The 21,244-nt window shown below is 69.2% G+C and carries 17 protein-coding genes; 8 read left to right on the forward strand and 9 right to left on the reverse strand.

Annotated features, from left to right (window positions below; all coding sequences use genetic code 11):
* Positions 1-5 precede the first annotated feature (5 nt).
* From R3E10_12535 to R3E10_12550, 4 genes are all read right to left on the reverse strand, one after another.
* A complete protein-coding gene (locus R3E10_12535) occupies positions 6-2,831 on the reverse strand; it encodes a serine/threonine-protein kinase (protein MEZ4416566.1) in 2,826 nt (941 codons plus the stop codon).
* A gap of 169 nt (positions 2,832-3,000) precedes the next feature.
* Positions 3,001-3,525 (reverse strand): hypothetical protein, encoded by a 525-nt coding sequence (locus R3E10_12540; GenBank protein MEZ4416567.1) that lies wholly within the window; start codon positions 3,523-3,525, stop codon positions 3,001-3,003.
* A 134-nt stretch (positions 3,526-3,659) separates the two neighbouring features.
* Complete coding sequence (locus tag R3E10_12545) at positions 3,660-3,908, reverse strand: hypothetical protein (protein ID MEZ4416568.1); 249 nt, start codon at positions 3,906-3,908, stop codon at positions 3,660-3,662.
* A gap of 26 nt (positions 3,909-3,934) precedes the next feature.
* Positions 3,935-4,507, reverse strand: coding sequence for a sigma-70 family RNA polymerase sigma factor (locus R3E10_12550; protein ID MEZ4416569.1), 573 nt, complete (start codon positions 4,505-4,507; stop codon positions 3,935-3,937).
* A gap of 187 nt (positions 4,508-4,694) precedes the next feature.
* On the opposite strand from R3E10_12550, the gene R3E10_12555 reads away from it, so the two are divergent.
* Positions 4,695-5,390, forward strand: coding sequence for a hypothetical protein (locus tag R3E10_12555; GenBank protein MEZ4416570.1), 696 nt, complete (start codon positions 4,695-4,697; stop codon positions 5,388-5,390).
* 85 nt (positions 5,391-5,475) lie between these two features.
* Here the strand turns inward: R3E10_12555 and R3E10_12560 are convergent, their stop codons facing one another.
* Positions 5,476-7,977: a prolyl oligopeptidase family serine peptidase gene (locus R3E10_12560; GenBank protein MEZ4416571.1), complete on the reverse strand. Its 2,502-nt coding sequence runs from the start codon at positions 7,975-7,977 to the stop codon at positions 5,476-5,478.
* Positions 7,978-8,047: 70 nt separating this feature from the next.
* On the opposite strand from R3E10_12560, the gene R3E10_12565 reads away from it, so the two are divergent.
* Positions 8,048-8,734, forward strand: coding sequence for a peptidylprolyl isomerase (locus R3E10_12565; GenBank protein MEZ4416572.1), 687 nt, complete (start codon positions 8,048-8,050; stop codon positions 8,732-8,734).
* A gap of 60 nt (positions 8,735-8,794) precedes the next feature.
* Here the strand turns inward: R3E10_12565 and R3E10_12570 are convergent, their stop codons facing one another.
* Complete coding sequence (locus R3E10_12570; GenBank protein ID MEZ4416573.1) at positions 8,795-9,073, reverse strand: hypothetical protein; 279 nt, start codon at positions 9,071-9,073, stop codon at positions 8,795-8,797.
* 184 nt (positions 9,074-9,257) lie between these two features.
* Between R3E10_12570 and R3E10_12575 the strand changes: the two genes are divergently transcribed.
* Positions 9,258-10,055, forward strand: a complete 798-nt coding sequence (locus tag R3E10_12575; protein MEZ4416574.1) for a hypothetical protein — start codon at positions 9,258-9,260, stop codon at positions 10,053-10,055.
* A gap of 65 nt (positions 10,056-10,120) precedes the next feature.
* Here R3E10_12575 and R3E10_12580 read toward each other — a convergent pair whose 3' ends face one another.
* The gene (locus tag R3E10_12580) at positions 10,121-10,912 is read right to left on the reverse strand and encodes a hypothetical protein (protein MEZ4416575.1); all 792 of its coding nucleotides are present in this window, start codon (positions 10,910-10,912) and stop codon (positions 10,121-10,123) included.
* Between the two features lie 260 nt (positions 10,913-11,172).
* Between R3E10_12580 and R3E10_12585 the strand changes: the two genes are divergently transcribed.
* The 4 genes from R3E10_12585 (at position 11,173) to R3E10_12600 (ending at position 17,873) form a co-directional block, all read left to right on the forward strand.
* Positions 11,173-13,653, forward strand: a complete 2,481-nt coding sequence (locus R3E10_12585) for a DUF1592 domain-containing protein (GenBank protein MEZ4416576.1) — start codon at positions 11,173-11,175, stop codon at positions 13,651-13,653.
* Entirely contained in the window at positions 13,653-15,497 is a 1,845-nt protein-coding gene (locus R3E10_12590; GenBank protein ID MEZ4416577.1) for an ankyrin repeat domain-containing protein, read from the forward strand. Before R3E10_12585 ends, R3E10_12590 begins: the two co-directional genes overlap by 1 nt.
* Before the next feature lie 142 nt (positions 15,498-15,639).
* Complete coding sequence (locus R3E10_12595) at positions 15,640-17,307, forward strand: gamma-glutamyltransferase (GenBank protein MEZ4416578.1); 1,668 nt, start codon at positions 15,640-15,642, stop codon at positions 17,305-17,307.
* Entirely contained in the window at positions 17,268-17,873 is a 606-nt protein-coding gene (locus R3E10_12600) for a protease complex subunit PrcB family protein (protein ID MEZ4416579.1), read from the forward strand. Before R3E10_12595 ends, R3E10_12600 begins: the two co-directional genes overlap by 40 nt.
* A 15-nt stretch (positions 17,874-17,888) precedes the next feature.
* Here R3E10_12600 and R3E10_12605 read toward each other — a convergent pair whose 3' ends face one another.
* Together R3E10_12605 and R3E10_12610 are read right to left on the reverse strand one after the other, a co-directional pair.
* Positions 17,889-18,308 (reverse strand): hypothetical protein, encoded by a 420-nt coding sequence (locus R3E10_12605; GenBank protein MEZ4416580.1) that lies wholly within the window; start codon positions 18,306-18,308, stop codon positions 17,889-17,891.
* Between the two features lie 103 nt (positions 18,309-18,411).
* Positions 18,412-19,452 (reverse strand): transporter, encoded by a 1,041-nt coding sequence (locus R3E10_12610; protein MEZ4416581.1) that lies wholly within the window; start codon positions 19,450-19,452, stop codon positions 18,412-18,414.
* 672 nt (positions 19,453-20,124) lie between these two features.
* Between R3E10_12610 and R3E10_12615 the strand changes: the two genes are divergently transcribed.
* A complete protein-coding gene (locus R3E10_12615) occupies positions 20,125-21,231 on the forward strand; it encodes a phosphoglycerate mutase family protein (GenBank protein MEZ4416582.1) in 1,107 nt (368 codons plus the stop codon).
* The last annotated feature ends 13 nt before the right edge of the window (positions 21,232-21,244 follow it).

The following is a 21,244-nucleotide window of genomic DNA, read 5'->3' on the forward strand; positions in this document are numbered from 1 at the left end:
CTGCGTTAGCGCAGCCGTGCCAGTGCCGCCGCCGCTCTGCGTGTATCCGGATCCTCCGGACCGCGGGCGGCCAGGAAGGCTGCGTGTGCCTGCGTGAGCAGCGGTTCGGCTGCGGCCCGGTCCCGCTGTCCTTCATGGGCGAGACCCAGCCAGAGGCGCGCCTCTTCGGTGCGAAGGTCGCCTTGGACGAACGTGTCCACGAAGATCCCGACCGCCTCTTCGAGTGCAGCGATGGCGGGTGCGAACTGGCCCATCTCGACCCGAGCGGCTCCGATCCCGACCAAGGTCTCACCCCGTCGGTAGTGACCGACCGGCAAGAGGTCGTCGAACAGGGTCAGTGCCTGGTCATAGAGCGCGAGCGCATCCGCCGCCCGGCCCTGTTCACGGCGTAGGTCTCCCAGATTGCGGAGGCTGGCGGCGACGTCGACGTGCCCTTCGGGATACAGGCGCCGCCGCAGCTCAAGCGCCCGCACCAGCTGCCCCTCCGCGGCCCTCGAGTCTCCGGCGCGACGCAGCATCACGCCCAGGTTGTTGATGCCGGTGGCGGTTCGCGGGTGCAGCTCCCCGTAGCTCTCGCGCCAGATGGCCAGGGCGCGGGCCTGCATCTCCGCTGCGCCTCGGAAGTCTCCGTTGCGATAGCGGGTGGTGGCCAGGTTGTTCAGCGTAGCGGCAACCTCGGGGTGGCTCTCGCCCAGCATCCGCGTTCGGCCGTCCAGCGCTACCTGGTAGAGACTGTCCGCCTCCTGGTGTCGGCCCTGTCGGTCGATCATCATGGCCACCTGATCGAGGCTGCGGGCCACGTCGGGGTGATCCTCGCCGTAGATCAGCCGGTTGACCTCGTAGGCCTTCCGATGCAGAGCCTCCCCTTCCCGCAGGTCTCCCGCCTCCTCGGCGAGGCCGGCGAGGTGTCCATAGCTGGTGGCCACATCGGGATGTCGCTCTCCGAACAGTCGTAGCCTCATGGCCAGGGACCCACGGAGGAGTGTGTCGGCGGCGACCAGGTCTCCGGCGGCCTCGCTGGCCATGCCCAGGTTGGCCAGGTCCGTAGCGATGCGAGGGTGGTCACCGCTGGCCGCGCTGCGGTCCAGCGTCAGCGCCGCGCGATGCAGCAGTACGGCACTGTCGGCGAGCCCTGCCAGGTTCGTCGCAACTCCCCAGACGCTGTAGCCCTCGGCCAGGAGCGTGTCGGGGCTGTCCGCCGCCGCGAACACCTGGACGCTGCGGGCGGCCACCACGCGCGCGCTGTCGAGGTCACCCAACTCGGTCAGTGTGCCGGCCAGGATGTTCAGCGCGTTCCCGACGCTCGTACCACGGACGTGTGCCGAGTCCGCGATGTGGAGGGCTCGCTCCAGCAGCTCCTGCGAGCTCTCGAACTCGCCCAGCCTTTGGTTGAGGACGCCGAGCAGGGAGTACATCTCGATCTGGGTGTCGGGTCCGGCTCCGGCGCCCAGGGAGTCCGCGCGAGCCGCGCCGCGCGCGAGCAGCTCGCGGGCGTCCGGGATCTCACCGAGGTTCCGGTCGGGGTCGGCGCCTGCGAACAACTCGACGAGAAAGCCACTCACGGCTTCGGCCCGCCGTGCTTCGCGGCGCGCGGCTTCGGCCTGCCACAGCGTCGTTCCCACACCGGCAAGAAGTGCGGCCATCACCGCCGCTGCGGCGCCTACTCCCACCTTGTTGCGCTGCACGAACTTCCTCAGGCGATACCCGAGGGTGTCGGGCCGGGCGAGGACCGGTCGGTCCTCGAGATAGCGGCGCACGTCGTCGGCCAGGGCCTCGACGGAGGGATAGCGACGGTCCGCCTCCGCGTGCAGCGCGCGCCGCACGATGGTCTCGACATCCCCATCCAGAGACCGACGAAGCCTGGGGTCGAGCTCGGGTGCGCGACTCAAGGGACCGGGCTCGTGGTCCAGCGTCTGGACGATCTCGGCCCAGGAGCCCGTACGGTGCGCGAACGCCCGGTGGCCTGAGAGCAGCTCGTAGAGGATGGCCCCCAACGCGTAGACGTCGGTGGCTGTGGTGGCGGGCTCACCGCGAATCTGCTCGGGGGCGGCGTACTCGGGCGTAAGGGCGAGGAGGCCGGTGCGTGTGAGCTCCTCCGCTTCGGTCTCGTCGGAAAGCAGGCCGGCGATCCCGAAGTCGAGCAGGCGAACCTGACCTTCTTCGGTGACCAGGATGTTGGAGGGCTTGAGGTCGCGATGAACGACCAGGTTGCGGTGTGCGTATTGCACCGCGTTGCACACCTCCAGAAACACGCTCAGGCGCGAGCGCAGGTCCAACCCGTGCTGGGCCGCCCAGGTGGTGAGCGGTTGGCCGGCGACCAGCTCCATCGCCAGATAGGGCGAGCCCTCCGGAGTGAGGCCGCCGTCCAGTAGGCGGGCGATGCCCGGGTGTTGGAGGCGAGCGAGGATCTGACGCTCACGCAGGAAGCGGCGCTCGAGCTCACGAGCCACCCAGCTGCCCCGCACGAGCTTGATGGCCACCTCTTGCTCGTAGGCTCCGTCGGCGCGCTCGGCCCGGTAGACCGCGCCCATCCCCCCCTGCGCGATGGGATCCAGGATGCGGTAGGGACCGATGCGGGTGCCCGTCGGCACCGAAGGCTCGGGTGGTTCGGTGTCTTGCGGGTCTCCGAGCGCCCCCGGGTCCACGGGCGGAGGTGGTCCGTCCAGCAGGTCCCGCGTGCGTGCGTCGGCGGTCAGGAGTCGCTCGATCCTGGCCTGAAGCGCCGCGTCGCCGGCGCAGAGGCGGGAGAGGGCATCCGCCCGCGCGGCCGCAGGCAGCTCGACCACCTCATGGAAGATGGCCTCGACCCGGTCCCAGCTGCCGCCCTTCATACCGGATTCCTTCCGTACCCCGCGAGGAAGCCCTGACCCGTGGTTCCAGGATAGAGCGGGACGGAGGACCTGTCGACGGAGGCACGATCGAGTCGGGAGTGGAGCGGGCCGAGCAAGGGCCTACTCGGGGCCCGACCGGGACCGGCCCGGCGATCACTCCAGAGGCCGGTCAGGGCAGGCGCCCAACCGCGAGGCGCGCGAGCTCGAGCACTCCTTCTGAGGCCCCGGCTCCCCGAATCTGGCCGAAGTCCAGAAGCCAGCCTTGCTCGGTGTGTACCTGCAGTTCCTCCGCGGTCAGATAGCCGAAACGGCCGACGTCGACGCGCTGACCCTCCGTACGGGGGTCACCCCATTCTCCTTCGACCATGTACTCGACGAACGCATCCCAGTCCTTCATGGCCCCCGTGGTGACGTGGAGTCCGATTATCGGCCTTGCCTGGGATGGGGTCATCCAGGTGCACATCCTCGCGTGGGTTCCGACGTCCGGTGTCTCGGTGGAGAGCGGCGCCCTGCCCAGGTACTGCTCGACCTCGGCGAACGTGAGCAGCGCGCAGGGATCGGGGATCTCCACGTCGGGCGGACCGAACTCGTTGGCGGGAGCGGGGTCGGCCTGTGCGCTGTCGGCGGGACCACACGCAAGCAGGGAGGCGCCGGTGGTCAACGCCAGGAGGCAGGCGATCGATCGTGCGTTCATGTCAGTGGCTTCGTTCGGGTTCGGAGGCGCGGCACGGTTCGAGGCCACAAACGCAGGATGGGAGGCCGGGGGGCCACGGGCTCGGCGGAGCTGCCCTCAGCGGGCGGGCCTATCCGGAGCGCCAACAAGGCCGCTCACGAACAGTCGGCGCCCGGATCGCCGTCGGTACCGCGGCGGAACAGGTCCGACTGGAGAGCGGGCGGCGGAGCGTCCAGGGGGCCGGCATCCCGTTCGTCGGCTGCCAACAGGCGTTCCACGTCGGCCTGCAGGTCCGGATCGCCTCGACAGGCGCGCTCCACGCGCTCGCGTCGCTCCGCAGGCGGCAGATCCGCGACCTCGTCGAAGATCCGCTCGATGTGCGCCCAGCGTGGGTCGGATGTCATCGATGATTCCGACTGCTCCGCAGCGGTCAGGCTGTGTCCGGGTCCCCCAGCTCGCCATGCAGAAACGCGCGGGCCAGCCGCCAGTCCCGCTTCACGGTTCGCTCCGAGCAGCCGAGCGCTTCGGCGGTCTCCTCGACCGACAGTCCGGCGAAGAACCGAAGCTCGACCACCTGGGAGAGCCGGGGATTGTGTCCCTGAAGACGCGAAAGTGCCTCGTCGAGGGCCACGAGCCGGGGTGCGTCTTCGTCCACGCCCACCTGAACGGCGTCGAGGTCCACCGGCCGCGCTCCTCCGCCTCGCTTCTGAGCCAGGCGGCGCCGGGCCTGATCGAGGAGGATCTGTCGCATTGCCCGGCCTGCCACCCGGTAGAGGTGGCCCCGGTCCTCGAAGGCCATCCCCGAGCCGCCGGCGAGCTTGAGGTAGGCCTCGTGCACGAGGACCGTCGTGTGGACCGTGGGAGACGAGGGGTTCTGCCGCAGCTGGAAGTGTGCGCGGCGATGCAGTTCGTCGTAGACGAGCTGGAACAACTCGTCCCGGGCCTGGGCATCTCCGTCGCGGACCCGCTCCAGGATGCGGGTGATCTCAGGTCCTTCTGTCACCAGCCCTACTCCGCACGAAGGCCGGGTGCCCCACGCCCGTTGGAGCCACCCGCACTTCGACATGTGGGGCGCCCGCGTACCGCATGGCAAGGGGGATGCCGCTCCCGTTGGCCCCTCTCGTCACCGTCCTACGTCTGTCGAGGCGCGAACGGGCTACCCAGGTGGCCACCGAATCGAGGAGATGACGATGCGTACCCGCACATATGCCTTGGCCCTCTGGGCGCTCCTGCTGGCCGCCGTGGTCGGCTGCGACAGCACCCCGACCACGACGGAGCAACCTCCGGAGGAGGAGATTCCATCTCCTCCCGCCCCGACCTACACGGTCGTAGGGTCGGACATGAGCCCCGTCTTCCAGAACATCTACGTGACCGGGGATAGCGGCGTCGTGAGCACAGCGACAGTCACGCTCAACGGCGTGTCCGTTCCGCTCAAGGATGCCGCGCGCGGCTACTACCAGGGTCAACTGCCGGCGGCGATCGCGGACGGCGACTCGGTTCGCCTCACGGTCACGATCGGCTCGCAGACGGTGCTGGGGCGGGGAGTGGCGCCCGCCCGAACGGAGATCACGGCGCCCGCGGACGGGCTGGTCTTCGATGCCGGCCAGCCGCTCACCGTGACGTGGACGGCCGCGACCAATCCAGATCGCTTCCTGGTCTACGGAGGCTACTCGTGTGGCACGGGCTGCGGCACCAGCAAGCGCTTCGACGCAGCGGGCACCGCACGCTCGTTCACCATTCCCGGGGGGAGCTTCCCGGCCGGGACGGAGATCGAGCTCCGCGTCCAGAGCTACCTGGATGGCGTGTTCAGCGGGGCCACGAAATCCGACTCGAACATGAACTTCCGTGGCAACCTGGTGCGCTCCCTGCGGATCCGGACGAGCTGATCGCACGCGCCGACACCGCCAGGACCGTCCTTGTGTCCGCCCCGGGATGCGCGTGTCCCGGGGCGGCGGCGGTCCGGGCGTAGCGCTACCTCCCCTCTGATCCCTGATCCGAGACCTCGGCCGCGTGCGCTCCTTTGACGTAGCGGTCGAAGAACGCCACCCAGCGAGCCCAGCGGTCCAGCTCGTTCTCGATGGCACGGGGCGTGTGCGACTCGAAGGGATAGATGTAGAGCTCGGCGGTCTTTCCCAGACCCTGCAACGCCTGCATGAAGCGCTCGGACTGGATGGGGAAGGTGCCGGTGTTGTTGTCGTCGCCGCCGTGGTACATCAGGAGCGGCGTATCGATCTGGTCGGCTTTGAAGAAGGGGGACATCTCCAGATAGACGTGGGGCGCCTCCCAGATATCGCGAGGTTCCGCTTGGAAGCCCATCGGCGTCAGCGAGCGGTTGTAGGCGCCGTCACCGGCGATCCCGGCCTTGAAGAAGGGCGTGTGCGCGAGGAAGTTCGCGGTGGCGAACGCTCCGTAGCTGTGCCCTCCGTGCCCGATGCGGTCGATGTCGATGTAGCCCGACTTCTCCACGGCGCGCACGGCGGCGTACATGTCGTCGACCATGTCGGCGATGTAGAAGTCGTTGTAGTTCTCGCCCACGATCGGGATGTCCGGGTAGACCAAGGCATATCCCTGCGTCAGCCAGATGTCCGACCAGCGCAGCCAGGACAGCGGCGTGTAGGCGTTGAGGTTGCGCCCCTCGAGCGTGGCGGCCCGGTAGGCCTTTTCGGTGCGGTACTCGCGCGGGTAGGTCCAGAAGATCGCCGGCACCCGCGTCCCCTCGACGTAGTCGACCGGGAGCGAGATGCGTCCTCGCATCTTCAAGCCGTCGCGACGCTCGAACTCGAAATCCACGCGCTTGGCGGCGGTGATGGCAGGGAAGGGATCGACGTTGTTGGTAAGGTTGTCCCAGTGATCCCCCAGCGTCCATAGGAAGGAATCCGGGAAGTCGTTGACGCTCTCCCGCCGCACGATGAGACGGCTACCGTCTGCGTCCAAGGTCACCAGGGGCTGATCGAACGACTCCTTCGAGCCCTGGAAGACGCGGTTGACCATGCCGTCCGCCAGCGCGACGTGATCGACAAACGGCGTGGGCCGCAGGTCATCTGCCCAGCCCGGGCCTCGCACCAGCACGGCCCGGCCGTTGGACGTGATGCGGGCATACTCGATCCCATTGCTGGTCCGGCCGGTCCAGGGCTCGCCAGGATTCTCGATCGGGCTCTCCGAATCCCACCAATCGATGATCATGTGGCGCACCGGTCCGCCTTCGGCAGTGAGCGGCCAGTGCAGGAGCCCGCGCTGCCCGTTGCGCGTGACCTGTGCGAACATGTGCGCGCCGCCCTGCGAGAACAGCACGGACTGGATGGGATCGTCGCTTTCGCCGAGCAGCTGGGCGTGGGCCGTGTCGAACGGAGGCGCCAGCTGGTAGACGCGGTCCGGTCGCGAGGCACTCCGGTCGGAGGGGTCCTCGGCGGCAGGCGCGCGCTGCAGGTACGTCAGCAGGGCCCCCTCGGGCCGCCACGACCAACCACGCGGTCCGTTGTTCCCTCCGTTCCGTGCCGCCCGTCCGGACGCCTCGCGCAACTCCGTGGCGGAGAGCGTGGCGATCACGCTCCCCTGACGATCCAGAACCTCGGTGACGCGCGGGAAGCCGCGATACGAGGTGATGAACGAGAAAGGGCGCACGATGCGCGTGGCCAGGATGTAACGTCCATCCGGACTGAGGGAGATGCGCTCGTACATACCCGGCGCGCCCAGGGCGCGAGGGCGCCCGCCCGCGGACACCTCGACGATCTGACTGGTGGTGTAGTACTCGAAGAGGTCCGCGTCGTGGGGGTCCCGAAGCAGAAACGGATAGGTCGGGTTGGGGGTGCGCTCCGAGTCGCTCGTGCGCATGAAGGGACCGCTCGGAACCGTAGGCTCCGCGGGCGGTGCTCCACGGCCCGTTGGGGCGGCGAGCGTGAGGAGCGTTCCCTCCGGCGTCCACTGTACCATGTCCGAGGCCCGCTCCCCCTGCCCCTGTGCGCTGGTGGCCAGCGTCGTCATGATCCGGACATCCGACCAGCGGCGGCTGGCACCCGTGGCCGACTCCGCCACCCAGACCTCGGTCTGCTGACGCCCGTGCAGCAGGTAGGCCACCTTGTCGCCTGCGGGCGACCACATCAGGTCGCTCAGAAGCGCGCCGGCGGGAAGCTGCACCGTGCGATAGGCGGCCCGGGCCAGCGAGAAGATCCTCAGCCCGTCGACGCCGTAGGTGTCGAGGTTCCAGTTGCGGTCCACGTGTGGGCGGATCTCCAACTCGGCCATGCGCAGCGTGGGCTCGCCCATCCGCTCCAACGTGGAAAGCTCGGTCTGATGCGGAATGAGGAAGTGGTTTCCGTCCGGTCCGAGATTCGTGAGATCGACGAAGTTCTTGTCGGTCGCGAACAGTCTCTGGATCTGATCGTTGGGCAGGACGTAGGTGCCGCTCTCCTGGGCGAGGAGGGCGGGCGTGTACCCGGCCAGAGCGAGCGTCAGAACGGTCAGGCGGTGCTTCACGGTGCCTCCCTCCACGGAGGGACGTAGGTTGGCGCCACTGGATTCCCGTAGATGAGGAGGTATGGGGCCTGTGCGCAACGCCCTGAAGGCTCGTGTCCCCGAGATCGCGCTCGCGCTCGCGGTACTGGCCGGCTGCTCGGGTGGTGAGAGCGCCGGGCGGGCGGCCGCGGATCCGCCGCGCGACCCGATCATGGATCCGCGGCGGTTCACCGAGACGGCCCCGGAGCGGTTTCGGGCCCGCTTCGAGACCAGCGAGGGCTCGTTCGTAGTGGAGGTCCACCGGGAGTGGGCCCCGCTGGGCGCTGACCGCTTCTACAACCTGGTCAAGGCCGGCTACTACGACGACACCCGCTTCTACCGGGTGGTGGAGGGCTTCGTGGCCGAGTTCGGCGTGCACGCCAACGGCACCGTGACCCGGATCTGGCAGCGCTTCGAGCTCCTGGACGATTCGGTGCGCGTCTCGAACACCCGGGGCCGCATGAGCTTCGCGGCCAGTGGGCCCAACACGCGTACCGTGCAGGTCTTCATCAACCTCCGCGACAACGCGAGCCTGGACGGCCGGCGCTTCGCCCCGTTCGGCGAAGTGGTCGAAGGCATGGACGTCGTCGGGCGTCTCTACGCCGGGTACGGCGACGGTCCGCCCCGAGGGGACGGACCGTACCAGGCGCAGGCGGTCATCCAGGGCAACGAGTACCTGGACGCCGAATTTCCCGATTTGGACCGGATCACGCGCGCCAGCATCGAGCCGGGGGGCTGACCGGGCCCGGGCTGCCGCAGCCAGCCGAATCCGGATCGGTGCCCGAACGACGCCGATGACTCAGATTAGGCTGAGCGAGCAATCGACCTTTCGGACCCCGCCGCCGGGAATCGTATAGACCCCCACCGTGTGGGTATGTCCGATGGGGACCACCAGCGAATAGGGCGGAAGAGGCATCGTCAGCTGGATGTAGCCGGTGACGTGGTTCCATGTACTGGTCCCGAGGAGCAGTCCCCCTCCAAGGGTGTCGGGACAGGGCTCCGCCGACTGCGCGGCCAGCGACTTGGGCGTCGGGAACGCGAGTAGCATTGCGATGAGGGTGGCGAGGAGTCTGGACACAGGGATCCTCCGGGTGAATCGGCGTGACGTGAGATGCTCCCTGGAAGGCTCATGGACTGGCTGGGGCGACCCGATGGGGGTGGGGGACCGCTTCAGAGCCGCCGGCCGGGGGCGGAGGGGGGCCCTTCCAACCATCCCGCCGGTCCCTCGGTCCAACCGGAGAACGTGAGACTTCGGAGGAGCCATGAAGCACACCTGGCGAGTCGCGCTCGCATCTGCGGCCCTTTTGGGCCTGACCGTCCCCGCCTCCGGGCAGGACCGCTGCGAGGAGCGGGATGTCCGTGAGCTGGAGCTGGCGGCGGCCGGCATCGAGCGCTTGGACCTGGAGGCGCACGCGGGCAGCCTCGTGGTGGAGGGCCGGGAGGGCCTGTCCCGGGTGGAGGTGCACGCCGTGCTGTGCGCCTCGGACCGGGAGCGCCTGGATGCCCTTGACGTGCGCCTGGAGCGGACGGGATCCCGGGCGGTGCTGGAGACCCGCTTTCCCGACTGGAACGACAGCGGCTGGGGACGTAACCGCTATGCGCGCATCGATCTCGTGGTCCAGATCCCGCGCGGGCTGGCCGCGGACATCACCGACGGCAGTGGGGAGATCGAGATCCGGGGCACGGGCCCGCTGACCCTCCGGGACGGGTCCGGCTCGCTCACCATCCGCGACATCGTGGGCGGCGCGCGCATCGACGACGGCTCCGGTGAGATCGAGATCTCGGGCGTGCAGGGAGACGTCGAGGTCGAAGACGGCTCGGGTGGCATCACCATCGAAGAGGTGTCCGGTGGCGTGCATCTGAGGGACGGCTCCGGTCAGGTCGAGATCCGGGGCGTCGAGCGCGACGTGGAGGTCTCCGACAAGGGTTCGGGGCAGATCGAGGTGCAGGACGTGCGGGGGGATCTGCGCGTCCAGGGCACGCGCCGCGAGCGCATCCGCTACGCGAACGTCGCCGGGGAGGTGGATCTGCCGCCCGCTCGGCGCGGACGAGGCGGCTGAGGGGGGGGAGGCGTGTAGGTGCCGAGGGGTGGCGAGCTCTCGGCCCGCCACCCCTCCGCGTTTCACTACTTGTGGTGTCCCCGCTGCATGTGTCCGCGGCGGGAGGCCAGATCGAGCTCGACCGCCTCGCCGTTCAGGGTCGCAGTCGGAAACTGGGTCCCGTTGAACTCGACGGTGAGATCCCGATCGACCTGGGTCACGATGCCCTCTGGGTCGGTGAACGTGCCGCTCACCGTGGAGCGGATGGTCCCGGAGATGGGCCAGGAATCATCCTGGCGGGGGTGCGGGATGACGACCTCGTTCATCTCCGACAGGAAGGTCATCGCCGAGGTTCCCCGCTCATCCGACGAGCGTGTGGACTCCCCCGAGGCCGTGCCCGTCCAGGTCCGGGTGGTCTCGGCACCCTCCAAACCCGAGACGGTCAGATCCGCGCTCCTCATCGAGAAGCCGGTGGCCGCCTCGCGCGTGAAGCTGCGCTCCGAGGCCGAGGTCATGTGGACGCTGGCCGTCGTTGATTCGTCGTACGCTGCTTGGGCCTGCCCGGACCCGTCCAGGAAGGTGATCTCGACCGTGGTCTCGACGCCGCCCCGGCCGAAGGTGCAGACATAGGTCGAGCCCTCCATGGGGCAATCAGGGGTGGTATCCACCCCTCGCACCGTCAGGTGGGGGAAGCCCCACCCCGGGATGCCGGGCCTCCGCATCATCCCCACCTGCTCGGCGGTCGCCGCCGCCGCCTGGTCGGCCACCAGTGCCAACAGGGCTTCGTCCTCGGGCGCCGTGGATTCCGAGCAGGCTGCCAGCCCGATCAGCCCGATGAGGGCGGCTCCTCCAGCCCATTGCCATTTGTTGATGCCCATTCCTCCTCCTCCCATAGCTCCAGTCTCAGGCGCGCGCGTGACTGCAGCAGGGACAGGGGGCCGGGGCCCACCGTTAGGCCCCGGGGGTCGGGGCTCCCGAGGGCGCACCCCCTGGCCGGGCCCGAGCGCGGCGGGGCCATCAGGGCGGGGATTTGCAGCGCGAGCGCCTTCCTCCCCAGATTTGAAGGTGGTCCATCCCCCACGGCCGGCCACCCGGTGCCGGGCCGCGAGGGAGCAGTACAGCCCAGCCCGAGGGTTCCATGACGAATCTCAGCCACCCTGTCGCGATTCCCATCATCGCGGGCGTCGCGCTCGCCACGATCGCGTATGCCCAGAATCAGAGCCCGGGCCCGTCGGCCGAGGCCTCTTCTCCCTGGGTCGCCGCTGCGCTGACCAGCGCGCACACCAACGTCGTGGCGCCGGAGGAGGCGCTCGAGGGGGTGATCGAAGGGTACTGCCTGCGCTGCCACAACGAGCAGCGCATGACCGGGAACCTCTCCCTGGAGAGTTTCACCTTCGACGGCGCCGCCGACAACGGAGACGTTGCCGAGAAGATGATCCGCAAGCTGCGCGCGGGAATGATGCCGCCCGCAGGCAGCCGGCGTCCGGCCGCGGACTCACTCGATCTGCTCATGGTGGCGCTGGAGAATCGCATGGACGCGCTGGCGCGCGAGAACCCCAATCCGGGGAGTCGCACGTTCCAGCGCTTGAATCGTGCCGAGTACAGGGCCGCGGTTCAGGATCTGCTCGGCATCGACGTCGACGTCAACGCCTTCCTTCCGCTCGACACCAAGAGCGCCAACTTCGACAACATCGCCGACGTCCAGCTTCCGTCGGCCACGCTGATGGAGGGGTACCTCAGGGCTGCATCGCAGATCAGCCGGGTGGCTCTCGGTGACGTGAACGCCGACCCGGCCTCGACGCCGTATGCCGTGCCGCGCACTGCCTCGCAGAAGGATCGGGTGCCCGGCGCGCCCTTCGGTACGCGTGGCGGAATCGTCGTGGAGCACAGCTTCCCGGCGGACGGCCGCTACGTCTTCCAGGTGACGTTGCACTCGGCGCCCGAAGGCGAGCTGTTCGGGCGGACCCAGCTCGACGAGCGCGTGGAGGTCTCCATCGACGGCGAGCGGGTCGCAGTCCTCGACATCGACCGCTGGATGTCCGATTCGGACCCGAGCGGCATGACGCTCTCGACGGATTCCGTCGACGTGCGGGCCGGAACCCATCGGGTGGCGGCAGCCTTCATCAAGAACTGGGAAGGGCCGGAGGACGATTTGATCACGCCGGTGGACCATACACTGGCGGACACGCAGATCGGCCTCGACTACGGTGTCACGACGCTACCCCACCTTCAGCGTTTCGCGGTGGTCGGGCCCTTCCGGGTGACGGGCGTCTCCGACACCGGGACGCGCCGACGGATCTTCTCGTGCCGGCCCGTGACGCCAAGCGAAGCGCGGCCCTGCGCCCAGAGCATCGTGGAGCGGTTGGCGACCCAGGCCTATCGGCGCCCTCTCAATCAAACGGATCTCGAAGGGCTGATGTCCTTCTACGACGAAGGTGAGGCCGACGGTGGCTTCGAGGGGGGCATCCGCTTCGCGTTGGAAGCCGTCCTGGCCAGCCCGCACTTCGTGTTCCGGGCGGAGGAGGTGCCGAACAACGTACGGCCCGGCGCCGTTTACCGGATCAGCGATGTCGATCTCGCGTCGCGGCTCTCGTTCTTCCTCTGGGGCACCTCGCCCGACGGCGAGCTGCTCGGCCTGGCGCAGCGAGGCGAGCTCTCCAAGGGCAAGAACATGGAGACGCAGGTCAAGCGGATGCTACAGGACCCGCGCGCCCAGGGACTCTCCGCGCGTTTCGCCGCGCAGTGGTTGCGTCTTCCCGATCTGGAGAAGGTCGACCCCGACGCGCTGAGCTATCCGTACTACGACGCGACCCTGGCGGAAGCCATGCGCCGCGAGACGGAGTTGCTCTTCGACTACATCGTCAGCGAGGACCGGAACGTCTTCGACCTGATCACCGCGGACTACACCTTCGTGAACGAGCGCTTGGCCCGGCACTACGGGATCCCCAACGTCACCGGTGACGACTTCACGCTGGTCCACTATCCCGATGACACCCGCAGGGGCGTGCTGGGGCACGGCAGCGTGCTGGTCCAGACCTCGCACGCCGACCGCACCTCGCCGGTGCTGCGTGGCAAATGGGTCATGGAGGTGATCCTGGGATCGCCGCCGCCCCCACCGCCACCCAACGTTCCCACCCTCGACTCCCAGGAGAGTGTGGACGAGGGTCGTGTCATGAGCGTGCGTGAGCGGATGGAGCAGCACCGGGCCAATCCGTCTTGCAACTCGTGTCACCGCGTGATTGATCCGATCGGGCTGGCGTTGGAGAACTTCGATCCGACGGGCGCCTACCGCGTGAAGGACCAGGGCAATCCGGTCGACCCGGTCGGGGAGCTCTACGACGGCACCGAGATCAAGGGTCCGGCGGATCTGCGGGCCGCCATCCTGCGGCGTCCGGAGATGTTCCTGCGCAACTTCACGCAGAACCTCATGGCGTACGCGTTGGGACGACGCATCGAGTGGTACGACATGCCGGCCGTGCGCGAGATCACGCGAACGGCGGCCAAGAACGACTACAGGCTCTCCTCGTTCGTCCTGGGCGTGGTCGAAAGCGACGCCTTCAGGATGGGCCGGATGGAAGTGACGGCGGACCAGATGCAACAGGGAACGGAGGGCAACTGATGCGCACCATGCTCAAGGCCAACACGCTGAGCGCGCTGGCGGTGGTCTTCCTGACCGCCGCGCTGACGCCTCCCCCGGAGGCTCCGGTAGCAGACGCTGCGGAACGCGGAGATATCGAGGCCGTCCGTGCCCTGCTGCGCGAGGGCGCCGACGTGAACGCGGCCCAGGGAGACGGCATGACCGCGCTTCACTGGTCGGCGTTGAGCGGGCGTGCCGAGCTCGTCTCCATGCTGTTGTATGCCGGGGCCGAGGTCGAGGCCGCCACGCGCTTGGGCAGCTACACAGCCCTGCACCTGGCCGCCCAGAAGGGCCTGGCCGAGGTGGTGGGCGTGCTCCTGGATGCCGGGGCGGACCCCGACGCGCTGACGACCACCGGCGTGACGCCCCTGCACTTCGCCGCCGAGTCCGGCGACGTGACGACGCTTCAGGCATTGGTGGCGGCTGGCGCGGACGTGAACGCGCGGGACGGCCACTCGGGCCGGACACCGCTGATGTTTGCGACCGGCTACGGCCGTACGGATGCGGTGCGCGCGCTGTTGAGCGCCGGGGCGGACGTGTCGGCGGCCTCGACGGTGGTCGACTACCGGGAGCGTGCCAAAGCCGACCAGGACGAGCGTCGCAAGCGGGCGCGCCTGATCGCAGCGGCCCGGGGTGAGCAGCCGCAGGCGCAGCGGGGTCAGGGAGGCCAGAGCGCCGGTGCCCCCGCCCAGGCGCAGCGGGCCACACCGCCGGACCCCGATGATCCGACCCCTCCGCCCCCCGCTGATCCCGATCGGCCCACCGCGCCGGGTCAGGCGCGGCAGAGCCTGGTCAACGACTCGACGCGTACCGCCGCCGCCATGTCGTACACCGACCTGATCGGATCGCAGGGTGGCTTGACGGCCCTGCACTACGCGGCCCGCGACGGGCGCCTGACCGAGGCGCGCCTGCTGCTCGAGGCCGGCGCCGACGTCAACCAGATCTCCGGTGGAGACCAGACCAGCGCCCTGCTGATCGCGGCCATCAACGGCAACTACGATCTGGCCATGATGCTGTTGGAGCACGGTGCCGATCCGAACCTGGTCAGCGACGACGGAGTGGGTCCGCTCTTCGCGGTGGTCAACGGCCGCTGGGCGCTTCGGACCTGGTATCCGCAGCCGACGGCCTGGCAACAGCAGACCACCGACTACCTCACGGTCATGAAGGCGCTGTTGGAGGCGGGTGCCGAGCCCAACACGCGGGTGAACAACCATATCTGGTATTCGGCCTACAATGCGGGCCGCATGGGCGTGGATTTCATGGGCGCCACCGCGTTCTGGCGGGCGGCCTATTCGTTGGACGTGGCGGCCATGCGGTTGCTGGTCTCCTATGGGGCCGACCCCAACATCCCCACGATGAAGCCGCCGGAGCGGCGCTTCCCCGGGGGTGGCGGGAGCGGTGACGGTCCCGAGAAGGAGGATCCGTCCGGGCTGCCCCCGGTGCCCGTCGGCGGGCCGGGCGTGCACCCCCTGATCGCGGCGTCGGGAGTGGGATACGGGACGTCGCGCGTGGGCCAGCAGCACGTGACGGTGCCCAACGGATGGCTCCCGGCCGTGCGGTATCTCGTCGATGAGCTGGGCGTGGACGTGAACGTCCGCGACCACGACGGCTACAGCGCGCTGCACAATGCCGCGTCCCGCGGCGACGACGAGATGATTCGCTACCTGGTCTCGAAGGGTGCGGACGTGATGGTGGTCAGCCGCCGCGGGCAGACGACGGTGGATATGGCCAACGGACCCCAGCAGCGGGTGCAGCCGTTCCCGTCCACCATCGAGCTTCTCGAGGGCCTCGGGGCCAAGAACAACCACAACTGTCAGTCCTGCTGAGACGCTCGGCAGCGACCGGACCTGCGCTCGCCAGCCGGCGCCCTCCCTGAAGAGGGCGCCGGTCGTCGTTTGGGGGATTTGCTGCGAGCCTCCGACCTCGCCACTTTCCGCGGGCCGCACACCGACTGTGGAGACGGAACGCATGCAGCTCACGCGAGGGATGCGGTGCTCCAGGCACCGACCGTCGCGGATCGCGGGGAACCTCGCGCTCGCTCTCGTCTGCTGGGGTTGCTCGGCCAAAACCCCGGACACGCCCGCGCCCCTGTCGCGGGTGGCGCGCTCCCGCGCGGGGATGGTCGTTACCGGGTCGGAACCGGCGACCGCGGCGGGCGTGCAGATCCTCGAGGCGGGCGGAAACGCGATCGACGCCGCGGTGGCGGTGGGCTTCGCCTTGGCGGTGGCAGAGCCGACCCAGTCCGGACTCGGGGGCCGTACCCAGGTGGTCTGGCGCGACGGGCAGGGTCGGGTCCAGGGGCTCGATGCCACCACGGAGGTGCCGGTCGGCTTCGATCCGGCTTCCGCACCGGGCGGCGACTACGGTTGGTCCGCCGTGGCCATCCCCGGGACCGTGGCCGGCTTGGCCGCCCTCCACCGGAGTGGGGGCGTGCTCGCCTGGGAGCGAGTGCTGCAGCCCGCGATCCGACTGGCGGAGGAGGGGTTCAGTTTGAGCCCCGGAGAAGCAGAGCGGCTTTCGAGCGCCTCCGCGGAGCTGGCCACCGACCCGGGAGCCCGGGCGCATTTCCTGAAGCCGGATGGATCCACCTACCAGGCCGGCGAGCGTTTGGTGCAGCGAGCGCTGGGCGCGACGCTCCGCCAGCTGGCGGAGGGCGGTGCGGAAGCCTTCTACCAGGGGCCGCTCGCCGATGTCATCGCGCGGGAGATGGCAGCGGCGGGCGGATTGGTGACGGCGGCCGACCTGGCCGGCTACCGGGCTCGCCCCGCGTTGGTGGGGCACGGCCGTTTCCGCGACCTGGAGCTGTGGGGGAGCTACCTGCCGGCGTCGGGGCTCACGACCATCGAGGCGCTCCAGATCCTCGATCGCGTCGACCTGAGTGGAGACGTTGCTCATTGGCAGGCGACGCTCGCCCAGGCGCTGCTCATGGCCTTCGCCGACCGGGAGGGAGTCACGGGATCTCCCGACCAGATCGCGGCGGAGATCACGTCGCAGGCGCGGGCCGACCGGCGGGCCGCGGAGTTGGCCGGGGCGCTCGGCCTCGTGGGGGCCGCTCCGGGGGCGGGGGTCGACCGTGAGCACCCCAACACCACGCACGTCTCCATCGTGGATGGGGCCGGTGTAGCGGTGTCGCTGACGCAGTCGTTGGGCCCCACCGGAGGGGCCCGGGTCGCCAGCCTGCAACTCGGCTTCCTGTACGCTTCCACCCTCGGCTATCTGGTGGATTTGCAGCCGGGGGCGCGTCCCTGGTCCTCACAGTCGCCGTTGATCGTGCTTCGCGAGGGGCAGCTGGCCTACGTGTTGGGCGGTGCGGGCTCCCGCCGAATCATCTCGGCGTTGGTTTCGACCTTGGTCCGTCTCGGTGACCAGGGCATGGACCTGGAATCCGCGCTCGCGGCTCCTCGCCTGCATCCCAGCGAGGATCGTCTGACGCTCGAGGTCGGCACGGGTGTGGAGGGAGCGGACTGGGCCGCCGGCGACGGCAGGGAGTCCGGATTCGTGCTGACCACGGAGGCGTTCGGCGTGTACTTCGCACGTTTGAACGGCATCGCCGTGGACCCCGTGACGGGGGAGCTGTTGGGGGTGGGAGATCCTCGTTGGCCTTGGTCCGCAGCGGCCGGCCCAGACTCGTGGTGATGCGCAGTGGGGGCCGCCTTGCGATGCTGCGTGCGCTCCGTCTCTTCGCCTGCGTCGCGATGCGGCGGAAGTGGGCGGCTCTGCTGCTCGCCGCTCCGATGGCGACCAGCGTCGGGTGCCAGGCCGTGAGCGAGCCGCTACGCGCCCGGTACCCGGATCTGCCGGCGGAAGCGCAGTCCGTGCCATTCGCGGTGGTCGAGGCACTGGTCGCTCCCATGTCCGCGCTCGAGGAAGCCCGGAGTACGGTGTTGCGCACGCCGCGGGAGTGGGATGAGTACTGGACGGCATTCCATGCGCACGTCGATCCGGCGCCTCCGGCCACACCGTTCGAGGGGGACGTGCTGGTGGTGGCGCTGGGGATGCGGTTCAGCGGTGGGTACAGCGTGGAGATCGAGGGCGTCTTCGACACGCCCTCCGCGCGTTATGTGGCCGCGCTCGAGATCATGCCGGGCGACGACTGCATGGTGACGCAGGCGCTGACGGCGCCGGCGACCGCGGTGCGAGTCCCGCCCTCTCCACTGCCGGTGACCTTTCTGCACCGGACCGAGGCCCGCCCCTGCGGCTAAGCTTCCTGGACCGCTCTAGCCGCCGCCCCCGCGAGCACCGGTGGTGACTTCGATGACCCCCGCCTCGACATCGAGCCCGTAGCGCGTGGTGGCATCTTGTCCGTTCAGGTAGCGGATCCGTGTCACCTGTGACCCACGCAGCGTGCGCAGGACATCGGCGCCCCCCGGTTGCAGCGAGCTGTCGATCACGACACGCACGCTCCGTAGGCCGCCGACCGGAGTCATCTGCCCGCGCCCACGCAGCCATTGAGGCCGCATCTGAGAGACCAGCGTGTACAGGTCCAGATTCGATCGGGTGCCGATCTCTTCGGGCGTGATGTCTCCGCGGCCTGCCGGAGTTCCGCTACCGGCGGATCCGCCGGAGGCGCAAGCGAGAGGAAGGCCGACCGCCAGCAGGAGGAGAGCACGAGGGAGACGACGGTTCAGACTTGGCATTGGCCACCTCCTGGGAACGAAATGCGCTCAAGCTGTGCGGAGCGCAAAGGGCCGGCAAGCGGAGGCGCCGGCAGGCGCCTCCGCTCCTTGGTACGACCGGACGTCAGTTGAATGACTTCTGCCAGCCCACGGTCAAGCTCCAGGTGGTCTGGAGCTGTGGGCCGTGCAGGTCCTGATACACCGGAACCCCGAACTCCGCTTCGAGCCGGTGGCCCTTCATGCCCCCGGTCGGTACATAGAGGTTGAGACCGACCGGAAGGTCGAAGCGGGTTCCCCCCCGGAGGTCGGCACGGGCAGTCGGGCCCTGCGCGGGATTGACCGATGGGGCGGGATCCTGGCCGTCGACGTCTCCCCAGGTGGCCAGATGACCGCGCAACGAGGCGCTGACCCACTCGTTCAAGCGGACCGCGCCCCAGGCGGTGGCGTCGACGCGGTTCCCCAAGGTGTAGTCGTGATCGTTGCTCCCAATCCGAACGGTGCCGATGGCTTGAGCCCCCCAGGAGGCCCGCGGCCCCATGCCCAACAGGGTCAGGCCCGGCTTCACGTCGAACGTACCCGACCCGAGCTGCATCGGGTAAGGCAGCTGTACCTCGTTCCCCGAGCTGGCGGGCGTCACGTCCATGACTTCGATGGAGCCGGTCGGAATCGAGACTGCCGCGTTCAGGTGGGCCCGCACCGACCCCTCCCGCTTGAGGCCGATGAGACCTCCGACCGAAACATCGCCGATTCCACTGCCATGCGTGGTGAACTCCACGTTGGTGCGGGTCACGTGGTCCATGTCGATCTGCAGGTACGGCACCATGACCAGGAACGTGACCCGGTCGGAAGGGGCGACCATCACGCCGAACATGTGCATGTCCATCGGCATGCGCAGGGGGCTCACGGGAAAGGCGGCCAGCACCTCGCTGGTGCTCGCTTCCTCCGTGCCGGTGCGGTTGCCGTCCATGTTCATGCGCATGAACCGGTACGACAGCATGAACTCGCCGGCCTCGTGGGTGTGGTCGCCCATGACGCCGATGGGTGCGTGGCCGTCCGGCCGGCCGGACGTCCATTGGGTTTGGGCCTCAGCCACGTGAGGCACGAATGCGTACAGGGCCAGTGCCCAAACGACGGGCCTGGCCTGGACTCGATGTCCAGGATTCATGGAACTGCCTCCCCCGCGCAGAGCATCCGCTCTCCGCGATCGTCAGGTTGGTGAGGCCGGGATTCGTGACCCGGCCGTCGGGGTTCCGAGTGTCAGGCGAGGGAGGGAGGGCCGGTGGCGTCCGGGAGCAGCCGCTCGGGCTGGGCCCGCGGCACCGTTGCTGGCGGCCCCACGGGCGCCGCGAGGCCCCTCACCCATGCGGGTGGGGGCGGGGCGGCTGGGGGCGGAGACGGCGTCCAGGGCGAGGCGCTGCCCAGGCAGGCGCCCAAGCATGTGCAAGGATGTGGGGTGGGGGGGTCGTCTCCACCCTGTTCGTGATGGGTGTGGCCGGCCGCCGTGGGTGGCGTTGCCGGGTCCGTGGTCGTTTCCCGCTCGTGGTGAGGGCACCCGTGCACGCCTGCGAGGTCCGCCCCGGAAACGAAAAGCAGGAGCAGGGCACCGTAGATCCGCAGAACGAGCGGAGCGGGAGCGCTTCGGCGGGTCATATCGATTCAGAGTACCCCTTCGTGCGCCTGGTTGGGAAGCTCTGCCACGAGTTTCGCGGGAATGGTCCCGGCGCTACGATGCGCGCGGCAGGGAGCGCTCGGAGCTGGAGTCCTTGATCGGGAGGCAGGTGTGGGAGGAGGACCTCGAGAACACGCTGGGAGGCCGGGGCGGGTCGCCCTCCTCGCGATGCTGTGTGCGGCGGGCGCGTGCCAGTCGGGCCTCGAAGGAACGGTCAGTCGGGAGGGTTCCCAGGGCGGGGGCGGCATCCCGGGTGCAGACGTCGCGATCGTCTCCGAAGGTGGGGTCCGCGTTGCGGAGGTGAAGACCGACGCCCAGGGCGCGTTCACGGTGCCGCTGGAGCGTGGGACCTACCGCGTCCAGGTGTCTCATCCCGACCTGTCCGACCGCACGGCCCTGGTGAAGGTAGGGTTCGGGCAACGGACGCTCGCTGTGAGTCTGGCGGAGCCCAGGGCCACGACCGTGTTCGTGGTGCGGCACGCGGAGAAGATCCACCCCGACTCGAATGCCATTTCGGTACCTCTGAGCGCCGAAGGCACGGCTCGGGCCCAGGCGCTGGCGGAGACGTTGGACGACGCCGGCATCTCCGCCGTGTACACCACCGTGGCCCTGCGGACCCGCAACACGGTGGGGCCGCTCGCGACACGCATGGGGCTCGAGCCCATCGAGTACCGCAACCTCGACGAATTGGTGTCGCGCATCCGTGCCGAGCATCCGGGGGACGCCGTGCTGGTGGGTGGGCACAGCAACACGGTCGGCCCCACCTTGACCGCCCTGGGCGCGGTGGTGGATACAGCCACCATCGGCGACTACGACAACCTGTACGTCGCGACGGTCACGGACTCCGGCACGGGGTCGCTCAATCTCCAGTATGGAAGCGACACAGGTCCGGACGACGTGAAGAGCGGCGGTGACCTCCAGACGTTGATCCTCGTCGAGGCGGGCGGGGATGCCCCTCGTGCCGCAGGACTGGCGCATGCCCTCGGAAAGGCCGGCGTCGGGGCCTGGTTCGCGGAAGGAAACGTTCCAGTGCTGGGTGAGGCCGCGGGAGCGGCGGGACAGAGCGTACGGAGCTTCGAAGCGCCGCCCGACCTGCGCGCCTGGTTCGACGAGGTGGGCGTGTCGACCGTAGTGGTGGGTGCGACGGCGTCCACCGTCGCCGGCCTCCTGGAAGGTCTCGGTCTCCCTGCTGTGCGGGCCGGCGCGGACGGGAGAAGGGTCTTCGTCGTCACGCTGCTGCCGAATGGCGCACTGGAACGGACCCTTCGGCTCTGAGGCCTCCGAAGCC

Source organism: Gemmatimonadota bacterium (genome assembly GCA_041390105.1).
In the GTDB taxonomy this organism is placed as follows: domain Bacteria; phylum Gemmatimonadota; class Gemmatimonadetes; order Longimicrobiales; family Gaopeijiaceae; genus JAGQIF01.

What these genes read in the sequence shown, in the direction of transcription:
- R3E10_12595 (MEZ4416578.1), top strand. Translation starts at nt 15,640, where the DNA reads ATGCAGCTCACGCGAGGGATGCGGTGCTCCAGGCACCGACCGTCGCGG.
- R3E10_12615 (MEZ4416582.1), top strand. Translation starts at nt 20,125, where the DNA reads ATGCTGTGTGCGGCGGGCGCGTGCCAGTCGGGCCTCGAAGGAACGGTC.
- R3E10_12540 (MEZ4416567.1), bottom strand. Translation starts at nt 3,525, where the DNA reads ATGAACGCACGATCGATCGCCTGCCTCCTGGCGTTGACCACCGGCGCC.
- R3E10_12590 (MEZ4416577.1), top strand. Translation starts at nt 13,653, where the DNA reads ATGCGCACCATGCTCAAGGCCAACACGCTGAGCGCGCTGGCGGTGGTC.
- R3E10_12610 (MEZ4416581.1), bottom strand. Translation starts at nt 19,452, where the DNA reads ATGAATCCTGGACATCGAGTCCAGGCCAGGCCCGTCGTTTGGGCACTG.
- R3E10_12545 (MEZ4416568.1), bottom strand. Translation starts at nt 3,908, where the DNA reads ATGACATCCGACCCACGCTGGGCGCACATCGAGCGGATCTTCGACGAG.
- R3E10_12605 (MEZ4416580.1), bottom strand. Translation starts at nt 18,308, where the DNA reads ATGCCAAGTCTGAACCGTCGTCTCCCTCGTGCTCTCCTCCTGCTGGCG.
- R3E10_12580 (MEZ4416575.1), bottom strand. Translation starts at nt 10,912, where the DNA reads ATGGGCATCAACAAATGGCAATGGGCTGGAGGAGCCGCCCTCATCGGG.
- R3E10_12575 (MEZ4416574.1), top strand. Translation starts at nt 9,258, where the DNA reads ATGAAGCACACCTGGCGAGTCGCGCTCGCATCTGCGGCCCTTTTGGGC.
- R3E10_12555 (MEZ4416570.1), top strand. Translation starts at nt 4,695, where the DNA reads ATGCGTACCCGCACATATGCCTTGGCCCTCTGGGCGCTCCTGCTGGCC.
- R3E10_12535 (MEZ4416566.1), bottom strand. Translation starts at nt 2,831, where the DNA reads ATGAAGGGCGGCAGCTGGGACCGGGTCGAGGCCATCTTCCATGAGGTG.
- R3E10_12585 (MEZ4416576.1), top strand. Translation starts at nt 11,173, where the DNA reads ATGACGAATCTCAGCCACCCTGTCGCGATTCCCATCATCGCGGGCGTC.